At 39.6% G+C, this 20020-nt stretch carries 20 protein-coding genes; 8 read left to right on the forward strand and 12 right to left on the reverse strand.

Translation table 11 applies throughout. From position 1 onward, the window contains the following. Positions 1-29: 29 nt before the first annotated feature. A complete protein-coding gene (locus B3139_RS20415) occupies positions 30-791 on the reverse strand; it encodes an SDR family NAD(P)-dependent oxidoreductase (RefSeq protein WP_293885362.1) in 762 nt (253 codons plus the stop codon). Positions 792-1034: 243 nt separating this feature from the next. Here B3139_RS20415 and B3139_RS20420 point away from each other — a divergent pair, with 243 nt between their 5' ends. From B3139_RS20420 to B3139_RS20435, 4 genes are read left to right on the forward strand one after another with little or no spacing between them, the layout of a single operon-like run. Then, a complete protein-coding gene (locus B3139_RS20420; protein ID WP_293885364.1) occupies positions 1035-1460 on the forward strand; it encodes an organic hydroperoxide resistance protein in 426 nt (141 codons plus the stop codon). 3 nt (positions 1461-1463) lie between these two features. Beyond that, positions 1464-1832 (forward strand): DUF1304 domain-containing protein, encoded by a 369-nt coding sequence (locus tag B3139_RS20425; RefSeq protein ID WP_209576541.1) that lies wholly within the window; start codon positions 1464-1466, stop codon positions 1830-1832. Positions 1833-1844: 12 nt separating this feature from the next. Then, positions 1845-2480, forward strand: a complete 636-nt coding sequence (locus B3139_RS20430) for a nitroreductase family protein (RefSeq protein WP_293885366.1) — start codon at positions 1845-1847, stop codon at positions 2478-2480. A 47-nt stretch (positions 2481-2527) separates the two neighbouring features. Then, on the forward strand, positions 2528-2959 hold the full coding sequence (locus B3139_RS20435; RefSeq protein ID WP_209576537.1) for a MarR family winged helix-turn-helix transcriptional regulator: 432 nt from the start codon (positions 2528-2530) through the stop codon (positions 2957-2959). Positions 2960-3152: 193 nt separating this feature from the next. On the opposite strand, the gene nudK is transcribed toward B3139_RS20435, so the two are convergent. Further along, positions 3153-3734 (reverse strand): GDP-mannose pyrophosphatase NudK, encoded by a 582-nt coding sequence (gene nudK / locus B3139_RS20440; RefSeq protein WP_293885368.1) that lies wholly within the window; start codon positions 3732-3734, stop codon positions 3153-3155. A 116-nt stretch (positions 3735-3850) separates the two neighbouring features. Continuing rightward, positions 3851-4768: an SIR2 family protein gene (locus B3139_RS20445; RefSeq protein ID WP_293885370.1), complete on the reverse strand. Its 918-nt coding sequence runs from the start codon at positions 4766-4768 to the stop codon at positions 3851-3853. A 715-nt stretch (positions 4769-5483) separates the two neighbouring features. Between B3139_RS20445 and B3139_RS20450 the strand changes: the two genes are divergently transcribed. Together B3139_RS20450 and B3139_RS20455 are read left to right on the forward strand one after the other, a co-directional pair. After that, the gene (locus B3139_RS20450; RefSeq protein WP_293885372.1) at positions 5484-5978 is read left to right on the forward strand and encodes an N-acetylmuramoyl-L-alanine amidase; all 495 of its coding nucleotides are present in this window, start codon (positions 5484-5486) and stop codon (positions 5976-5978) included. Further along, positions 5965-6327 carry a hypothetical protein gene (locus B3139_RS20455; RefSeq protein WP_293885374.1) on the forward strand — a complete coding sequence of 121 codons (363 nt, stop codon included), beginning with the start codon at positions 5965-5967 and terminating at the stop codon, positions 6325-6327. The genes B3139_RS20450 and B3139_RS20455 overlap by 14 nt, the downstream gene beginning before the upstream one ends. Before the next feature lie 118 nt (positions 6328-6445). Here B3139_RS20455 and B3139_RS20460 read toward each other — a convergent pair whose 3' ends face one another. Continuing rightward, entirely contained in the window at positions 6446-6886 is a 441-nt protein-coding gene (locus B3139_RS20460) for a hypothetical protein (protein WP_293885376.1), read from the reverse strand. 334 nt (positions 6887-7220) lie between these two features. On the opposite strand from B3139_RS20460, the gene B3139_RS20465 reads away from it, so the two are divergent. Then, entirely contained in the window at positions 7221-8027 is an 807-nt protein-coding gene (locus tag B3139_RS20465; protein ID WP_293885377.1) for a hypothetical protein, read from the forward strand. Positions 8028-8369: 342 nt separating this feature from the next. On the opposite strand, the gene B3139_RS20470 is transcribed toward B3139_RS20465, so the two are convergent. The 3 genes from B3139_RS20470 to B3139_RS20480 all read right to left on the reverse strand — a co-directional run bounded on the left by B3139_RS20470 (position 8370) and on the right by B3139_RS20480 (position 11458). After that, positions 8370-8873: a hypothetical protein gene (locus B3139_RS20470; RefSeq protein ID WP_293885379.1), complete on the reverse strand. Its 504-nt coding sequence runs from the start codon at positions 8871-8873 to the stop codon at positions 8370-8372. Positions 8874-9318: 445 nt separating this feature from the next. Next, entirely contained in the window at positions 9319-10422 is a 1104-nt protein-coding gene (locus B3139_RS20475; RefSeq protein ID WP_293885380.1) for an NAD(P)-binding domain-containing protein, read from the reverse strand. 13 nt (positions 10423-10435) lie between these two features. Next, a complete protein-coding gene (locus tag B3139_RS20480; RefSeq protein WP_293885382.1) occupies positions 10436-11458 on the reverse strand; it encodes an LLM class flavin-dependent oxidoreductase in 1023 nt (340 codons plus the stop codon). A gap of 184 nt (positions 11459-11642) precedes the next feature. Here B3139_RS20480 and B3139_RS20485 point away from each other — a divergent pair, with 184 nt between their 5' ends. Then, positions 11643-12500 (forward strand): alpha/beta hydrolase, encoded by an 858-nt coding sequence (locus tag B3139_RS20485; RefSeq protein WP_293885384.1) that lies wholly within the window; start codon positions 11643-11645, stop codon positions 12498-12500. A gap of 13 nt (positions 12501-12513) precedes the next feature. On the opposite strand, the gene B3139_RS20490 is transcribed toward B3139_RS20485, so the two are convergent. The 5 genes from B3139_RS20490 to B3139_RS20510 form a co-directional block, all read right to left on the reverse strand. Then, complete coding sequence (locus B3139_RS20490; protein WP_293885386.1) at positions 12514-13059, reverse strand: GNAT family N-acetyltransferase; 546 nt, start codon at positions 13057-13059, stop codon at positions 12514-12516. 202 nt (positions 13060-13261) lie between these two features. Beyond that, on the reverse strand, positions 13262-14761 hold the full coding sequence (locus B3139_RS20495; protein ID WP_293885388.1) for a SusD/RagB family nutrient-binding outer membrane lipoprotein: 1500 nt from the start codon (positions 14759-14761) through the stop codon (positions 13262-13264). 10 nt (positions 14762-14771) lie between these two features. Next, a complete protein-coding gene (locus B3139_RS20500) occupies positions 14772-18128 on the reverse strand; it encodes a SusC/RagA family TonB-linked outer membrane protein (RefSeq protein ID WP_293885390.1) in 3357 nt (1118 codons plus the stop codon). A 25-nt stretch (positions 18129-18153) separates the two neighbouring features. Beyond that, complete coding sequence (locus B3139_RS20505; RefSeq protein ID WP_293885392.1) at positions 18154-19179, reverse strand: FecR family protein; 1026 nt, start codon at positions 19177-19179, stop codon at positions 18154-18156. 42 nt (positions 19180-19221) lie between these two features. Beyond that, the gene (locus tag B3139_RS20510) at positions 19222-19752 is read right to left on the reverse strand and encodes a sigma-70 family RNA polymerase sigma factor (protein WP_293885394.1); all 531 of its coding nucleotides are present in this window, start codon (positions 19750-19752) and stop codon (positions 19222-19224) included. Between the last annotated feature and the right edge of the window lie 268 nt (positions 19753-20020).

A 20020-nucleotide genomic window follows, 5' to 3' on the forward strand; every position in this document is an offset into this window, starting at 1 on the left:
TCCACTATATTAATATTCATTCCACTATATTAAAGATTCATTCCACCAGACACTTCAATACGTTGTCCATTGATCCATTTTGCCTCTTCGGTACACAGAAACGCAACCACACCACCAATATCGTCAGGTACACCGGCACGTCCCAACGCTGTAACCGCTGCAATTTGTGCATTAGTTTCCTTATTGTCCCGCACACGGCCGCCTCCGAAGTCGGTTTCAATAGCACCAGGGGCAACAACATTTGCTGCAATACCACGATGACCAAGTTCTTTAGCAAGATATCTAGTCAGCACCTCGATAGCTCCTTTCATAGCGCCATACGCAGATGCTCCTGGAGACGCAAAACGAGCAAGGCCTGAAGAGATGTTTATAATACGTCCGCCGTCGTTCAAATAAGGTAATGCTTTTTGCGTAAGGAAAAATACACCCTTATAGTGTATATTATAAGCTGTATCAAACTGTTCTTCGGTCGTCTCCATGAACGGAGCATATAATGCAGTTCCCGCATTGTTGATCAAAAAATCGAAGTTGTGTTGTCCTGTTTCTTCCTTTAAATACTGTTTAACTCGTTCAATAAAAGTATCAAACGACCCTATACAACCAGCATCAAATTGAAAAGCAGTAGCTTTTCGTCCCAAAGATTGGAGTTGTGAAACGACCTTATCAGCTTCTTCCCGATTACTGTTGTAGGTCAATATGACATCAATACCCTTTTTCGCAAGATGAATTGCCATGTTTTTACCGAGGCCCCGACTGCCTCCGGTCAACAGCGCTATTTTATTTGTTGCCATCTGTGATTTGTTTGTAAGATTTAATAACACAAAAATTCTTAGTGAAAAGGATCATTCGCTTTATAAATGCTGGATCCTTGTAAGATTCAAATTATAACGTTTATTGCCTGAAATTGTTTTTCAATTTCAGGTGGTCGTTCCAGAGGCAATGATTCTCATTTCAATGTAAATTACAATATTATATTTTGCGCAATATAATTTCTTGATGTACATTTGTATGGTCAAATTAAAACAAATTAAAATATGAAAACGTTATATAACATCGGTGCGACAGCAAAAGGCGGACGAAACGGTCAGGTAAAAAGTGAAAATGGCGTATTGGACTTAGCTGTTCGTATGCCTAAAGGTCTTGGCGGCGCCAATGACGATTATGCTAATCCCGAAATGCTTTTCGCAGCAGGGTATGCAGCATGCTTTGATAGTGCGTTGAATTTGGTGATCAGATCAGAAAAGGTTAAAACAGGAGAGACATCTGTAACTGCTCATGTCAGTATAGGACAACTGGAGAATGGTGGTTTTGGTCTCGCCGCTGAACTACATGCAAATATTCCTGGTGTGAGCGTTGAAGTTGCACGAGAATTGATTGAAAAGGCACATCAAGTCTGTCCTTATTCAAATGCAACAAGAGGTAATATAGAAGTTAAATTGACAGTATCAACTAACGAATAATAGATGAACAATTTGGCCAATGTGCTTACAGCACTTGTACTTTTAGAACATGTGTACATTGTATGGATGGAAATGTTTGCTTGGGAAACGGCTGGAAAACGCAGTTTCGGAAAAGCCCTTCCGGCTGAGCTCTTCAAACCTACTAAGGGGCTTGCTGCAAATCAAGGCTTGTATAATGGTTTTTTAGTTGCAGGCTTGGCCTGGTCGTTCTTTATCACTGATCCGGTATGGAGTGAACATGTAAGGCTGTTTTTTCTGGGATGTGTTCTTGTGGCAGGAATTTTTGGTGGAATTACATCGAGCAAAAAGATATTCATTGTACAGGGGTTGCCAGCATTGTTGGCTTTATTAGCTGTTATTCTATCCAAATAAATATATAACTATATGTCATTAATAGAAGATTTAAAATGGCGTCATGCTGTAAAAGCGTATGACCCGGAAAGAAAAGTTAGTCAGGAAGATATAGACAAGATTGTAGAAGCTGCTCGTTTAGCCCCTACGTCTTCAGGCCTACAGCCATTTAAAGTGCTGGTCGTCGAGAACCAGGCATTAAAAGAGGAGTTGGCTAAGGGAGCATTAAATCCGGAGTGTATGCGTGAATGTTCGCATGTGCTGATTTTCGCTGCATGGGATCGTTATACCGCCGAGCGTATCGATCAGGTGTATGATTATACAACAGACGAACGCGATCTACCGCGCGGGCGCTTTGGTTCGTATACCGATAAGCTAAAGTCGATTTATCTAAATGAAGCTGCCGAAAGAAATTTTGCGCATACAGCAAGACAGACTTATATCGCTTTAGGTTTGGCGTTAGCCCAAGCGGCTGAACTTCGCGTCGATTCTACTCCTGCGGAAGGCTTTGATAATCATATGGTGGATGAAGTATTGGAACTGGAAAAGCTCGGTTTAAAAAGTGTATCATTAATGTATGTCGGTGTAGCAGACTCCTCCCGAGATTGGATCTCAACGATGAAAAAAGTTAGAGTATCCAAAGCGGATTTTGTCGTTGAATATAAATAGATGGGCGCTGCTCGCTCAATCACTTGAAAACTCGATATCTTTGTAGGATGGACGACTTATTAAAATTAGATAAACAGCTTTGCTTTTCAGTTTACGTGCTGCATAGGGAAATTATGCAGCAATACCGAGCTATTCTTGAAGAGATCGACTTGACCTACCCACAATATATCACCATGATGGCATTATGGGAAAATGATGAGCAAACGGTAAATCAATTAGGAAGTAAGCTATTTTTAGATAATGGAACACTTACACCACTGTTGAAACGTCTCGAGGCCAAAGCCTTGCTCACCCGGACACGAAGCAAATCTGATGAGCGGGTGGTAAAAATCAAACTAACGAAGCAAGGATTGCTGCTGAAAGAAAAAGCGAGTTGCATTCCTATGCAGATTTTTCAAACGTTAAACCTTGAGTATGATGATATGGTCCAGCTCAAGTCATTAGCTGATAAAATCGTAAATAATTCGGGTAAACGCTAGGAGTTTTTCATATGGAATAAGCAAGGACTGGACGAGATATAATTTCGTTCTGTTCTTGCTTATTTTACTTTAAAGCGTACTTGAAAATGGAAGTCCTTACTATGTGGCAACTACCACAGATTTCGAGTGCTCCAAGTTTATTTTTGCTGAAATTGGCTATTTTGCTTGAAATGGCTATAAACCTGTTGTATGCCTACAAGATATTTTTCAGTTTAATATATTGCAGCAACATAATAGTTTTTCCATCTTTGATTTCTCCTGTATCAATCATATGTAAAGCATCCTGAATTTTAATTTCAAGGATCTCTATATGCTCTTCTTCTTCCTCCAGTCCCCCTCCATCGCTAACTTTCATGTTGGTTGTATACTCTGCTATAAAAAAATGCAATATCTCCGTTACTGACCCGGGGGACATGTAGGCCTCAAATATTTTTTTTGCTTCCTTGATTTGGTAGCCCGTTTCCTCTTCTGTCTCTCTACGGATGCAATCTTGGGGCGAATCTTGATCAAGCAGACCTGCGCATGCTTCTATCAGCATACCCGATTCGTTGCCGTTTATGTAAGTTGGGATTCGAAATTGTCTGGTCAATATTACGGTCTGGTAACTGATGTTATAAAGCAGAATAACCGCGCCATTACCACGGTCATAAGCTTCCCTACTTTGTTGCTGTACTGTACCGTCTGGTTTGCTGTATTGATAGGTTACTTTTTTTAGCGTGTACCAATTATCTGATAATATCTCGGTTTTTATAATTTCAATATCTTTTATTGCCATTTTTACTTTGTTAAGGTCAAACAGTAAAAATAAGGATTGCAATCCAAATGAAGCAGGGAAAACTAAAAGATGCTTCGATATCTTTCGCTAGTTTCCATGGCGCTATCCGATGGACTTTATTTGATGCCATTTTCCAGTACCTGTCTGCTGGAAAGCTCGTATCTCTTTCTTACTGCTGCTAATACTTTTTTATAATATTTAGTCTTATCGGCTTCGTCAATTACAATAATCTCGACATCATGTGCCTGAAGTAACTGCATCTTATCCTTGGAAAGCGAATACCATTTTTTTGTTGTATAATAAAATAATTGATTTTTAATAAAGCTACTCCGTTTATAATACTTATTACGTGCACGATACGTTAATAGCCACCAAAGATCGATTTCCACAAGATCTAGAGAAAGACCAAAGATGTGGATATCTTGTGTAAAAAATAGATCAATCCACGATTGAAGCTTGGTTCCTTTTTTCTGATTCAACCTTTTCATCAAGGAATCTCTGTAGACAGTTTCTGAACTGTAATTTGTTCCATTAACGACATAATCCCTCATTTTTTGCAATTGACCACAATAATGCTCATAACCGAGATTAATAGACGCGGGGTTTAGACAGTCGCCATGAATATGCCAATAGGTTTTATGTTCACTTTCATGCCTACGAAAGACACTGTAGGTTGTTTCGCGGATTAAACCAGTATTACGTGTGCTGGTTTGACCTTCTAAACTAAAATCATAATTTGTGGTTATGATGTTTTCGATTGGTATCTCCCGAATTAATTGGTGTATTTCGTTTTGCTTGATCTGCGAAACACAATCGGAGATATAACTTTTAAGTTCCCTCTCGTTAATGTGCTGTTTTTTGATAGCGCCAAGGAATATTTCCTCATATAACATGGGGAAGGGTTTGAGTCCATTTTCTAATGAACTGACCTTATATTTCTCTTTAATATTAGTTAATAAATCGCTCCAGCTGATTCCGGGTGAGATATTATTGATGTCATTCCCAACTAGTAAAGTAAACTTATTCATCATCATATAAATCAAGCGCCATCCATGTACAACCTTAAACGACGATGCCTAATAATCGTATAATTTGTTATTTGATAACCTGTAGCATTCGAGTTAATCCAATACTAAAATAATAAATTAAATCCTGAAGGAATATAGTGTACGTGTTTTTTAGTGCGGATCTTGTTGGCTCTTAATCTGAAGATCTTGACATGTTTATATGCATTAATATTGTCTGCTGGAGCTTTTAATTGAGCTTTCTTGCATAATGCTTTCATCGAGAGTCATGCTTTAATTAGCACGATATGGGTTAAGGAATATTAACTGAATATAATTAGCGGGCACTGGCGTTATTCTGTTTATGATTATCAAAAAAGGCTAGGCGAACCAACTTCCTAGCCTTAACGGTATAACTCATCCTATGCTATAACAAACAAAAAACAAAGGAGAGAAGGAAATGTTTGATGGCCAGATTACACTTCGGTATGAAACTTTAACGATGTGATCGTTTTTAGAACGCACCATTTATTGTTGTTGCGGTGTTTTTCCAAAATAGTCGGTAAGTGCAACGTACCGACTACATCAATCTGTTATTCCGTGTTTTAATAGCTGACTGCCTTTAAATTTGTAGTGTAGAGAAAGCTAGAAATGCTTTCATTGATCACATGTGATTCGATGCTTATAAAAGCTCGGAGTAATCTAAATACAAACATAAAAGAACTAATTAATAAGGATAAAAGCTATGGAAATTAAAGAAAACAAGCTGTTAGGTGTTTCATATAGAGATACACCCAACAAAGGTGGTATTATTAAACCTGTTTACATCATCATGCATTATGATGGTGCGTCCAATTCGACTAGTGCAATAGAGTGGATGACAGATGCGCGAAGTAAAGTATCTGCCCATCTTCATATAAGTCGTACTGGTGTTGTAACCCAATTGGCCCCGTTTAATGTCAGATGCTGGCATGCAGGTTCTAGTACATGGGCGGGGCTAAAGGGGTTGAATACCTATAGTATAGGTATAGAGTTACAGAATAAAGGTCAGGAAATCTATACCGAAAAGCAGATCAGTATTGCGCTTGAAGTGTGCCGGGCAATTATCAGTGAATATCCGATTCGGGATATTTTGGGGCATTCAGATATCGCACCAGGAAGAAAAGAGGATCCAGGGAGACAATTTCCCTGGGAGAGATTTAAATCGTTAATAAAAGAGGATTGGAATGGACTTACTTGAAATTTTGGAAAAATTGATTATCCCCGTGGCTACTGCTGTTGGAGGATATTTTGTCGGAAAGCCCAAAGAGCAAGCTCAAGTGGAAGCTACAAATGTTGAAAATGCTGGAAAAGTGATCGAGAAATGGGAAGGATATTCGAATAGGTTAGCGAAGGATATTGAGCAACTGCGGGCAATCATTGAAGATCTTAATGAAGCGCTACGTTTAGCAAATGATGAACGTATGGCGTGCACAAGGACGTTAGCCGATTTGCAACTCAAGTATGATGACCTTATGAAACTTTATAATAAGTTACAAATGGAATTAAAGCAGGTCAAAAATGCACAACATAGTACACAAAATGAATAAGTTGTTTGAATCTACATCCCAAGAATAGTCCTTGAGTATTGTTTCTCGAGGACTATCTATATGGTTTATAAGAAGAAGACGAATTTTGTCAATAAGGTTAACATGTACGTGAAATAAATCAATAGTCTTTATTGAAACGCGCATCAATAAGGTAATAATTGGCAACCTGCTTGATCTCCATTTTGAAGTCCCGGTAAAGATCAAATTGGTTGCATGCGCAGATGATGGATTTCTGTAAAATGTCATTATTTATTTTCAAATATGGCCCTAATTCTTTATAAATGGTGCTTTTAACTTTGGTTTTTAGATTAGTTAACTTTTCGGGTTGAAAAATGCGTAAAACAACCGCTATAGCTTTGTAACGATGTTGAATATCGCTATAATTGATATATTCTCCCGTGATTTGTTGCGCTGGTATACCTACGAATTTACAATAACAGTCTATCACTTTACTGATTTTAGAAAGATCAGGTTCATAAATCTTATCAATGGATTTTAGTATTTCGGGATGATTCTCTTTTAAGAAACTCATCATAAATGAATAATATAATGTGTTCATGCGTTGTGAGCTATTTTTTACCTGTTAAACGTAGTGTTGCTTCTGTTCTTAAAACATTATTTTGTTCGCGCGATTCATTAACATCTATATATTCGCCGCTATTTAATTGTTTTGTTAAACAAAGTTAAACTAAATTGTTAATCTTTTAATGTTTTTTTTGATAAATTTTTATGTTGTTGAAACATAATAAACTTATTTGTTTAACATTAAACTACTGATAATCAGTTATTTTTATTTTTTTTAATTGGTCTGTTTGTTTAGGTTTTATAAGTTGTGTAACTTTGTGTCACAATGTTATGTTTTTGTGTAACATTTCTTAAGTACAGTATCAACTATGGAGACTTATTCAAATAACAATTTTGAAGTTTTACGCTTGGAAATGCGTGTCACAAACCGTGAATTTGCGTCGTTATTAGGTGTACGCGAACAGGTGTACTCGCGTATAAAAAAGGGTGAATATCCGATTGGGCTTACGATGAAAACACGAATTCAGAAGGCTTTTCCTCATATTCAATATGATTGGCTTTTGTATGGAAAGGGGGAAAGGCTAGCGACTGTCGCTCCAATTCAGTCTGACACTGTGGCGATGGTCAGTATGGGAAATGGAAAATCAATAGGATACTTTTCGGAAGATGTTAAGTTTATTGATGAAAACAAGAACAATATATTTTTTGAAGTTTCCCCTGGAAGATATTTGATGCAGACAAAACTTGTTACTGAAAAAGCGAAAGCCGGTTATTTATCTGGCTTTTCCGATCCGGAATATATGGACGACTTACCTGCTCATTTTATTACAGTCAATGAGTTTCATAAAGGAGCTTATCGTTCTTTTCAAGTTAGTGGTGATAGTATGACCGATGGTACGGATGCAAGTGTATTGGATGGCGATATTGTTACGGGGCGTTTGATAAAGCCAGAGTTATGGCAATCCAAATTTCATACACATAAATATCGTTATTGGGTAATAGTGCATAAGTTTGAGGGGGTTATCATAAAAGAGATCGCTCATCATGATGTAAACAACGGAATTCTTACGCTTAGATCACTTAACACGGATAAAAAAAGATATCCTGATTTTGATGTAAGTCTGGATGACGTTGATCAAATTTTCAATGTTGTAGATATTAGCCGCTCATTATAAGCGCAAGAGTTTTTTTATTTGTTTTCTGGATTTTAAGGTGTATGGGCGTTTTATATTTCTTTGCTAAAAAATATAGAAATTAAAGCTAATTATATTAGTTTTAATTTTTATATTTGGTTTTAAATTGAACGTTTACGGTCATGTTGCTGTGTGCTATTTTGGCGCTTCTAGTATATATCGTGCATCGGGATAGATCGTTAGCATAGCAAGGATATAGGTTGCTCATTATTCAAGCCTGTCCGTAGCGTTCAATTCAAATAGAAGACCGCTGTTAAGTTCAGGTTGCTTATGTTTTCGATTGATAAAATGAGTTTATTTTTTGAATTATAGCGGCTATCATTTTTAATTTTTGACAAAACTTACGTCGGTTATTTTATAATTAAAGTTGTCTTTCTCTCGCTCATTTTCTGGCTTCTCTAATTCGCTGTAACGTACTGTACCTTTCATTTTAAATGTTGTATGCGAATCTAGATTGATTTTCTCTCCATTGTCGTCAAATACATAGAAGTTCTTGAGCGTATAATTTTTTTGGTCCGCAGGGATATCAAATAATACACTATTCTTTTCTGTGCCAACAGGTAAAATCACATTGATTACTGTAAATTTTTCTGAACTGAAAGCATGAGATTTAACAACAAAATTCATTTCCATCGTTTTCGATTTGCCAGATGAAAAGGTGAAAGACGGTGCATCAAATTCTCCAACTAACGCAATGGTCTTGTCTTGGTTGTCGTAGTTAGATTCAATAGCTTTTACCGTATCGACAGAGTCGCCATTACAAGATGTAAATAGTGTTAAGCTACAAGATGTTAACAATAATGCTGAAAATAAATGTTTTGTTTTCATGATAAAAATCTATTAATTGAATACATTGTTATTAGTCCGCTTAGCCATACTGAATAGCACTATATATATGATGTAGGAAGGTTTGATGATTCAATATTGTCCACTCCATTCTTCCTAGCTTTAGCTTTTATTCAGTAGGGTTCTCTTTATTATTTTGTATAAAAGTAATGCATGGATAAATATATCTTAAGGTATGATTTAAATTTGTAAGGAATGAATTTAAATTCGCATCCACAGAGCTTTTTTTCGTTTAGAAATGAAGGTACGTGTACAAATCGATTGATGGTTAGTCCTTAAAGAAAGTCTATAGGGTTTTTGGTTTAGTTAGCTGTTGACAATTAATATTTTGAGGATTTGTTACCGTGGTGAATAACTTTGATTAAATGCTAGATTGCTATTCCATTGCTGCGCTCTGACTTGATTTGCCAGTTTAGTTTGTTTCGCTCTACATGATGAGACTGTGGCCGAAGTCTGAAAGCGTATTTAGCAATTCTTTGGCTGCGGCACTTCCGGCTCGGTTTGCTCCAATAGTGGATGCTGATGGGCCATAACCCACGAGGTGAATTCTGGGCTCTTTGGCTACCATGGTAGCGAGTCTGCCTGTCATTTGGATTCCGCCTTGGACTTCTTTTGGCAGAACGGCATCGAGATGGCTCAATGAGCTTTTAAAGCCCGTATTCCAAAGAATTACATCTGCTTTTTGCTCTATTCCGTTGTCCCATTTGATTCCCTTTTCTGTTATTTCCTTAAACATCGGAAAGCGTTTAAGAACTCCACGCTGTTCCATCTTTTGGATTTCGCTGGTATAGGGAAGGCCTGTCACAGCTACTACAGACAAAGGCGGAAGTCCTTGCCTTACACGGTCTTCCACCATGGCAACAGCATGATGACCTGCCATATCATCAAAGGGGCCTTCTCTAAACAATGGTGGTCGACGTGTAACCCAGGTCGTTGTCGTTATTTGGGAAATTTGGTCGAGTAATTGAATGGCAGAAATGCCACCCCCAACAACAATCACATGTTTTCCACTAAAATAGGCTGCAGTTTTAAAATCCTTTGTATGAAGTTGTTCTCCCTGAAATAAAGCTGCACCGGGATAGTCCGGAATGTATGGGTTTTCCCATGTACCTGTAGCGTTTATAATGCCTAGAGCTGAGAAATGCTCGTTTTTTGTATCGATGTGAAAACGATTCTGGTGTGCATAGACTTTTTCTACTTTGACTGGCCGATAGACCTGAAGCTCAAATTTCTTTTCATAAAGCTCAAAATAATGGGGAACTGCGGTGTTTGCTTGGACCTCCGTGTCGTTTGTAGATAGCGTTTCTTCAAACGACATACCAGGTAAATCGTGTATTTTATTAACAGTACTTAAGGTGAGTGAATCCCAACGGAATTGCCAGGCCCCACCTGGGCTAGGGGCTTCATCTAAGATAATAAAGTCTTTCCCGATTGTAAGTCCCATTCTTTTTAAATGATAGGCAGCGGAAAGCCCAGCTTGTCCCGCACCTATTACAGCAATTTTTGTTTTGTACCGAATATTCTTTATCATAAGTTCAGAAAAGTTAACGCCAGCCGAGTTCGGGCGCGACATATTTCAAAATAGTCGAAAGGATATGAATGTTATAGTCTACTCCTAACGTATTTGGAATGGTTAAGAGTAATGTGTCGGCTTCTTGGATGGCTTCGTCTTGCGCTAGTTCTTTTATAAGTTGATCTGGTTCGGCCGCATAGCTCTTTCCAAAGATCGCCCGCTTGTCTGATTCGATCATTCCTATCTTATCTTTTTTGTCCGCCGCCTGCCCAAAATAGTAGCGATCCAAATCATTGACCAACGCAAAAATGGATCTGCTAACAGATACCCGGGGTTCGCCGGTGTGTCCAGCTTCCTTCCAAGCCTCTCTGTATAAGCGTATCTGTTCGGCCTGCTGAATATGAAAAGGTTTGCCATTTTCATCATATTTCAAGGTAGAGCTTTGAAGGTGCATTTTATTTTGCGCCGCCCATATGGCCGTTGAATTGGACGCTGCTCCCCACCAGACACGATCCCTTAAGCCATCTGAATAGGGTTCAAGCCGGAGTAGGCCCGGTGGGTTTGGAAACATTGGGTAAGGATTTGGCTCAGCAAAACCGATACCGTCAAGCTTTTCCAAAAACGCCAAAGCTTTCTGCCTTCCCATATCTGCGTCGGTTTGATCTTCGCCTAGATTGTAACCAAAATAGCGCCAGCCATCAATTACTTGCTCTGGGGAACCTCTGCTGATTCCCAGCTGCAATCTGCCTCCAGCAATTAAATCTGCAGCGCCGGCATCTTCCACCATATAAAGAGGGTTCTCATAGCGCATGTCGATTACACCAGTACCGATTTCAATTTTAGAGGTTTTGGCTCCAATGGCCGCGAGTAAAGGAAACGGGGATGCCAGCTGATTTGCAAAATGATGTACGCGAAAATAAGCTCCATCTATGCCTATTTCCTCTGCAGCTACAGCTAAGTCTATCGATTGCAGCAAGGTGTCACTTGCTGTCTGCGTACTATATGCGGGATGTTTGGACCAATGTCCAAACGATAAAAAACCTATTTTTTTCATAAAACACACTGGAATATGATGTCTATCAAATTTAACAAATGTTGTGGTTATTTGTGTCATGTGTATTGTCCGGGCGGTGTCAATAATATATCGTTTTTATCGAATTGGCAAATGAGCTATATACTAAAAATAGTAATTTTGTATATTATTCAATTGTATTGTTTCTAAGCGAAATGTATCCAATATGGTAGCAAATAGAATACTTGTTTTCTTCTTTATCTTTATTTATTATTCAACTTGTTTTGCACAAAAAGCGACGCTATTATCGATCGGTAAGTCAGAAATATTGCATTCAAAGGTTTTGAGTGAAGATCGAACGATCAATATCTATCTTCCTGATAATTATAACCCAAATGATTCTGTCCGATATCCGATTGTATATGTGCTCGATGGTGGTATAGATGAAGATTTTTTTCATATCTCCGGGATTGTACGTTTCGTGACGCAACCTTGGATCGATAGATTTCCTCAAAGTATTGTTGTTGGAATAGGAGGAAATAAAAGAAGGAGAGACTTTACCTTCCCTGTCGAAAATACTGATTTTATAGAGCGGGAGGGTTTTCAGAAAGCGAGCTTTTCTTCGTACGGCGGTTCTGAAAAATATATAGCATTCTTAAAAAATGAATTGATACCTTACCTCACTCGTAATTATCGTACGAATGGAAAGCAGACGTTAATAGGGGAGTCACTGGCAGGACTTTTTTCTACAGAAATTTTATTAAAGCACCCCGAACTATTTGATGATTATATTATTATAAGCCCAAGTTTATGGTGGGGAGAGGAGGTTTTATTGAAAAATTCAAAAAAGCTTTTGCAACATAATTTGAAAAAAAATGTAAGGGTTTACCTTGGCGTGCCGAACAAAGAAGAGGACATTAGCATGTATAATGAGGCCCTAGCATTATCTGACGTACTGAGGAGCGAAGAAAAGATTGATTTTGTGTTTGATTATATGCCCGAAGAATTGCATTCTACAGTGATACATCAAGCCGTCTACAATGCTTTTAAGAAGTTGTATCCAAAGACCTACTATTCCAAGTAGCAGACAAACTATATTAATTATCTTCATTTTTTATTAGGTCTCTTCGATCAAACCATTCATCCTTTAAAATTGACATCAATAGCTTATCGTGAAATTGGTTATCCCGAAAGCAGGCTTTGCGCATCCTCCCCTCCGGTTTAAATCCAGCGTTTTCATACGCTTTAATCGCCGCATAATTTGGCTCGGATACGGTAAGCATAATGCTATTGAGCCCTAATTTTTCAAAACCAATAGCGAGAAGTAATTGGGTAACTTGAGACCCTATCCCTTTAGCCCATTGTTGACGATCTCCTATGAAGATAAAATATTCTCCTGATCTGTTTAGCTTTGAAATATTACAAATGCCAGCATATCCAATCAATTTATTGGTATCGTTTAAGAAAATTCCACGATTAAAATTTTTTAGATCGTTGACAACAGTTAAAAACCAAGCATCGATCTGCTCCTTTGAGTGCATGGATTGGAAAATAGAAAGTGAATATTTTATCGAAATGTCATCATTGATCCATTCATAAAATGGTGAGACGTCTTCCAGCGTAAGGGGTTTTAAGTTAATCATTATATTGGGTTTTACAGTGTATGAAGGACTATGTTTCAGTTGCATAATGTCGCTATTTCGCTGCAAGCATAATATAATCATTGTCTAAAGAATTAAGCCTATCTCTTTGAAAATTTATCTAAAAAACTGCTGTATTACCTATATTTTAAAGCGGTAACGACAGGGGCTGTCCAAAACTGGTCAGCCCCATTATTATAGTGTATTATTTTTTGTCCCACCATACTTTTGATAAGAAAGAATCTCCATTCGTCATTCTGGCTGCCGCTTCCTTTACATGTGTTGCGTTCAACTCAGCCTCTTCACTGGAGTATATTGCCCTGCGTGGTATCTGTCCGTTGGTTGAACCTGGATTTGGGCCAGGGGTTAAGCTGGGGTATCCGGTACGTCGCCATTCCGCGAAAGCTTCCATGTCCCTGCCAAAAAGGTGAATCCATTTTTGCGTCGCTATTTTTTCCATTTTCTGTTCGTCTGTCAAACCACTTAAATTGATCACAGATTCGTATGCTAAAGGAATAGACGAAATATTATATGGCGGTAATGCCAGCGCAGCTTTGACACCTTCTGTAAAAAATGCTTGTGCATTTGCAGGTGTAGCTCCCCAGCCCAGCAGCGCAGCTTCAGCTTTGTAAAAGCATATATCCGAATAGGTAAAGGCATAGCTTGGAATCGGAGCAAAGGTGAGACTGAACCATGTTGATTTATTGGCCGTGGAATAGTTGGCACGAATCAACTGTGACAACTGATTATCCGTTAAAGCAACGCCAATACCTTGATATGTTGCTGTACCATTGAATTGGACAGGCTCGGCAAGCAGTGAAAGCCTAGGGTCCTTATATTCTTTCAGTTTATCGACTAACGTATTGGCAAGATAACGCAGATCCGCACTTCCGGTTGTCATTTGACGTAGAATAGGATTTTGATTTTCAGCCTGAGCATCGTTGTAGGTCGGTATTGCGGCATTATCACTGTTGCTGGAGAATAGACCTATAGCAGAAGTCATGGCTTCGGTAACCGTTTTCTGGGCCAAAGAGGGATTGGCGTACCGCATGCGCATGCCGAGCTTTAGTTTGAGTGAATTGCCAAATTTTTTCCATTTGTCAATGCTGCCTTTGTAAAAGAAATCTGAGGAGCCGTAAGACAGGTCGCCGCTGGTCAGCCTTGCTATAGCTGCATCGACCTTTTGAACCAGTGCCGGATAGATCTCTTCTTGTTTGTCGAATTTGGGCGTACGGTTAATTTCCTTATTGGATTTTGTGATCTCAGAATAGGGGATATCCCCAAACAAATCTGTAAGGCGCTGATAGAGGTATGCTTCATAAAGTTCGGCGATAGCCAGTTTACTTCTTCCTGCTGCATTGTCTTCCTTGCCGCTCAATTCCTGTTTGATCTGAACGATATTGCGGAGCAAGGTGTAGTGCTGCGACCAAATAAGATTTTCGGGTCCTTCAAAATATCGAGAAACAGGCACTACCGGACCTCCAGCCCAATGTTGGATCCAAGAGCCAAACTTGTTGTTGGGTAGTTCCCCAGATTCCTGAAAAGTACCATCACGTAGGATACGTGCTATGATTAAAGATGGATCTACAGTGGTGACAGATGTGGGAGGCGTATTGATTCGTTCGAAATCTTTGGTACAGGCTCCTAGTCCTGCTACAGAAATAAGTCCGAAGATGAATGTATTTTTAAATAGTTTCGTTTTCATAATAAAGGGTTTATAGACCAACTGTGAGGTTAATACCGAATGTGCGCATCATAGGAAGTGAAGTTGATTCAATACCGATGGAGCTATTGTTAACATTGAAGGCAGAGGCTTCTGGTGAAAATCCATCAGTTTTCCGTTGAAAATAAAATAGGTTTCGGCCATAGACGCCTAATTTTAGGGAATTAACAAGCTTATGTGGCATCAGCTTTTTAGGGAAAGAATAAGAAAGACTGATCTCGCGCATGGCGATATAGCTCATATCATTGATCATTTCTTCAGAGACCATGACTTCTTTATCACTGGCTACCATGTTCCAGTAATCTTGTGCGGCAACTTGCTTACTGTTTTGTGTTCCGGTACTTGTCCAGTTTCCTGCCCCATCTTTTTGGCCGAGCATCCCTGCCGCAACGTAAGTTCCATCTCGTCCTTCTAGGGTCTTCGTTGAAGTCCCATAGATAATCTGTTCGCGGTTCGACTGGGAGAAGATCACACCGCCCTGACGGATATCGACAAGCGCGTAGAGGTTGAAACCTTTATATTTAACTGTATTGGCAAAACCTCCCAACCAGTCGGGTTGTGCATTTCCAAGATCGGTTTCTACACGTCCAGCTGTGCGTAAGGGGAGCCCAGTGGTCGGGTCAATCAACCTATTTCCCTGATCATCTTTGATCCACGCAAACTGTGTCCCAATCAGCTGGCCAAATGGTTTTCCGACCTCCGCAACCACATTTATCCCGCGGTCTGTAGCAAGTAAGAAGCTTTCTACGCCAGGATAGAGTGATTCTACTTTATTCCGGTTGCGGTTGTAATTGAAGGTGGTATTCCATTCAAAGCCCGATTCGCTTTTGATTGGTGTTGCTCCCAATACAAATTCAATACCTCTGTTGCTAATTTCTCCAGCGTTGATCCTGTTTTTTACATAGAGACTGGAAGGGGCGATTGGTACGTCCAAAATCTGATTCTTTGTCTTGGCCTGATAGTAGGTGAAGGAGAAAGAAAGTCTGTTTTTTAGAAATCTCAGATCTGCCCCAGCTTCGATTGATGTAGTCAATTCGTTTTTCAAATTCGGATCAGGAATAATTTCTGTATAGGAAGCCATCGGTACGCCACCATGGGTATACTGGTTGAGACTATATGCTCCTGTCAGCTGATAGGGGTTTCCTGAACTACCGGCCTGGGCCCATGAAGCTCTGATTTTGGCGAAAGACAGTGCGTCAGATTGCCATTTGAACGCATCCGATAAGACCAAACTGGAACTTACACTCGGGTAGAAAAACGAATTGTTTTCCTTTGACAGGGTCGAAGACCAGTCGTTACGGGCAGAGAAATCAACAAACCAATAGTCTTTGTAACTGAATTGACCCGATAGATAAGCCGAATTAATCTTGGACTGGATCAAGTCAAATATGTAACTGTTTGTGGTGGTGTTGTTGATGACAAAGAGGTTGGGTACAATAAACTGATTCCCTGAATTTCCTGTCATACGTAAATATCTATTTTGGTGACTGGCACCTAAGTTGGCACTGAGTTTAATATCGTCGGTCAACTTAAAGTTGGAACTTGCTAGGATATCAAAATTGTCTTCGCGGGCTCTGATGACTTCTTCTCGAATATCTCCCTTTCGGTTTAAGCTTTGGTAGGTATTGATTGGACGGTAGCGAAACCTTTGATCAGTATAGAAATCGGTACCTCCAGTCGCTGTTACCTTTAGCCAAGAGGCAAAGTCGTAACTCAGACGGAGCAAGCCAATAATGCGATCGCGGCGATCTTCATTGTGATTTTCATGAATGGTCCAGAACGGATTTGCTGTGGAACTATTGGTGGCATATGTTTTTTCCAATCCTTCCGTCAATCCCGAAAATCCGAGTTGTCTACTGATCTCCTGTGCTGTCCATTTATACTGTGCCAGGATGTCGTTGCCTAGGCTTCGCGGCTGGCTGATGAATAGGTAAGCCGGGTTGTCTGCTGCATCAGCCAATGTAGGCCGGTTCTGTCCCTTTTGGGCGATATAGTTCGCCTTGATGTCGATATGAAATTTGTCGGTTATCTTGGCTTGGGTGCGCAGACCAAAATTGTTTCTTTTGAGCGTATTTGTAGGAATGTATCCTTTCACATCGGTATTAGCGAACGAGAAGCGGTAGTTGACTTTGTCTGTTCCGCCGTCGATACTAAGGTTGTTAGTAAACTGTTTCTCCGTTTGAAAAAAAGATGAGTAGGTATCTGGCTTTGGTGTTAACTGTAAGATGTTGCCATAAGCGTCTTCATAAGTCTGGCCTTCCATCTTCGCTCCCCAGCTTGCTCGCGTTGTACGATCACGTCCGGCACTCATTTTAGGTATACCACTGTAACCATTTTTCAGCGCTTCACTCATGGAGACAATGGTGCCATCATCTTTTCTAAAATGTGTAAATGTACCGTTCAGTCCCTGGCCGTAGACATTTTGAAAATCGGGTAAAACTAACCCATTACCTAATGAAAAATCTGTTCCATAGTTAAATCGGGTTTTTCCGGCTTTACCCGATTTGGTTGTGATTAAAATAACACCATTACTTCCTCTTTGTCCATAAAGTGCGGCCGCATTTGGGCCTTTCAATACCGACATCGTTTCGATATCTTCGGGATTAATGTTTCCAATTCCGTCACCATAATCTGTTCCCCCTGACTGATTTGGAGACGAAATACTTTGGTTGTCTATCGGTACTCCATCCACCACATACAGGGGTTGGCTATTACCGATAAGGGAGTTGTTACCCCGGATCACGACCTTGGACGAACCCCCGGCACCGGATGCGGCGCGGCTCACCTGTACGCCGGCAACCTTACCTGATAGGGCATTGGCGACATTGGTTTCTTTACCCTGCGTTAGCTCGTCGCCTTTGAGTTCAGCGACTGTATAACCCAGCGCTTTTTTCTCGCGTTTGATACCAAGTGCGGTGACGACAACTTCCTGTAGATTTTGCGCGCTCGATTCCAAACTGATATTGATCGCTAGTTTGTCCCTGTCCGTAATGGTGTAATCCACCAGTTCTTTGCTCTTAAAACCAATGGAAGATACGCTGATTTGGTAGCCCTGTCCAGCGGGAATCTGGTCGAGCGAAAAGGTTCCGTCTGGTCTGCTGCTTGTTGTTTTTGTCAATCCGCTCGTCGCATTACGTATGGTAACCGTCGCCGAGGGGATGGGCTTTCCTGTTTCATCTTTGATTACTCCGTTAATGGTCGCATTTTGTTGGGCGTCAGCAAGAAAATAGCTTGTTGACAAAAGCCCCATGAGGCCTAGACGTAATGCCCAGTTTACGTCGGCTCGAATGTTGGATCTCAACAGTAGCATAGTCAGTATACTATGCTTGGAAGGTAAATAATTGTGCATAATTTGTGGGTTAATTGAGTGAATTTTATTCGGTTTGTACATGAATGGTTATCCTATGAAGTGCTTGGATATCAGCTAGCATGTTGAGGTATGCGGATGCCGTATTTTTATACGTTCCACTATAGTATTTATCTTGTATATCTTTAGGTTCAAAGTTTAGTTTAACCGCATAATTATGACTGATGATATGAAGTACAGCGTGCAAAGGGAGGTTTTTAAAGATCAGTTGTCCACTTGTTTTTAGATATGATCCCCTTTTGCTGGATTGAGAAGCATTGATTCGGGTTTCGGCAACGATCTGTTGCTGCTTGCGGTCAATGCTGATTTCTTCATTGGGTAAAAAATGCAGGTTTAAGGGTTTTTTATTTCCGGAACTTGTATTGTTTTTGACTTCAATACGGCCTTCATAGAGTTTTATTTTTGTAATCGCGCTAACACCTTCTTCTACACTGAAAACAGTGCCAAGCGCGGTTGTTGTCAAATCTGCCGTATGAACGCGAAATGGCTTTGCCTTATTTTTTGCTACGGTAAATCTGGCTTTACCTTTCAATTGGATGTCGCGTGAAGTAGTGTCCGCGAAATCGGAACTAAATTTCACTTCAGAATTGGGGAATAGTTCGATCGTAGATCCATCTGGAACTTCAATGTGTTGAACAGTATTACCTGAATTGATATAATACAAATTGTCGGGTTTCTCCTGCGGAGATGCTTCAATTTTTTTGGAACTAAGATAGGTGGTATGAGGTTTCGGAGGATCTATCTGGGTAAATCCTATCCAAGCTCCGATTCCAACGAAGATAATAATGGCAGCATATTTTAACCAATTGAAACGATACTTGGCTTTTTGCGCTACTTGTTCGAAAATATGCGCTTTTATTTCTTTTTGGTTTTTAAAATCCGAATCCACCTCATATTCTTGCCATTCCGTCTCCGGCATAAGATCCTCCCAATAAAACTCGTTATTAGCTAGCGCGTTTTCTATGGCCGAAATTTCTTCCGCATTGGCTTTACCGCTTAGGTAATTGTCGATCAATTCTTTTGTAATCTTCATCTAATAAGATTACGATCCAAAATGAGTTATCCCCCAAAGAAGCTAAAAAATAATTTGCATCAGCATGCAGAACAGTAAAGCCTTCCGAATGGTTTTTAGGGCTAGCGTTAGTTGATTTTCTACGGTTTTCGTCGATATGGCCATTTTTTCTGCAATTTCCTTATGCGAAAGATTGGAAAATCTACTTAACATAAAAATCTCCTTGCGTTTCTTTGGTAATTTATCGACAATTTTATGGAGGGTTGATGTAAGTTGTTTGGCATAAAAATCATCCTGGGGGCTATGGCGTAAGACAAATGTCTGATCGTGATCCAGAAGTTTCTTTCGGTTATATTCTGCCTTGACCAGATCGATTACCACTGTTCGGGTGATACAGAAAATCTGGGATTCTATGGTGGCATCGATATTTTTGTCACTCATATTTTTCCAGAGTTTGATAAATACACGCTGTACAGTTTCTTCGGCCAGATAAGATGATTTGGTTTTATGAAGTGCATATTGATAAACTTTGGAACTCCATAAGTCAAAGTAATCTTCAAATCTTCGGACATTAATCGTATAACTGATTTCCATAGTGTAGGCTTGGGATAAATGAATTTAGCGATAAAGGGCTTTCGCTCCAAGTTTTTTCAGCAATATTTTGCCTACGTTCTTATGCTTCAGAACTGAAAACTGATTATACCCTGAAAGTCACAAAATCCGATCTCATACAATCAGTTATTAAGATGTTAAGCCAGCTAAAATCGTCTTGGTAGTTGGTATAAATACCCTAATAAGGTATTTATACCTCTTCTTAGTAATTTGATACGGATGTTTATGAAGTGAAATTGGACTGGCATAA

The organism is Sphingobacterium sp. UBA1498, from assembly GCF_002325125.1.
Taxonomy (GTDB): domain Bacteria; phylum Bacteroidota; class Bacteroidia; order Sphingobacteriales; family Sphingobacteriaceae; genus Sphingobacterium.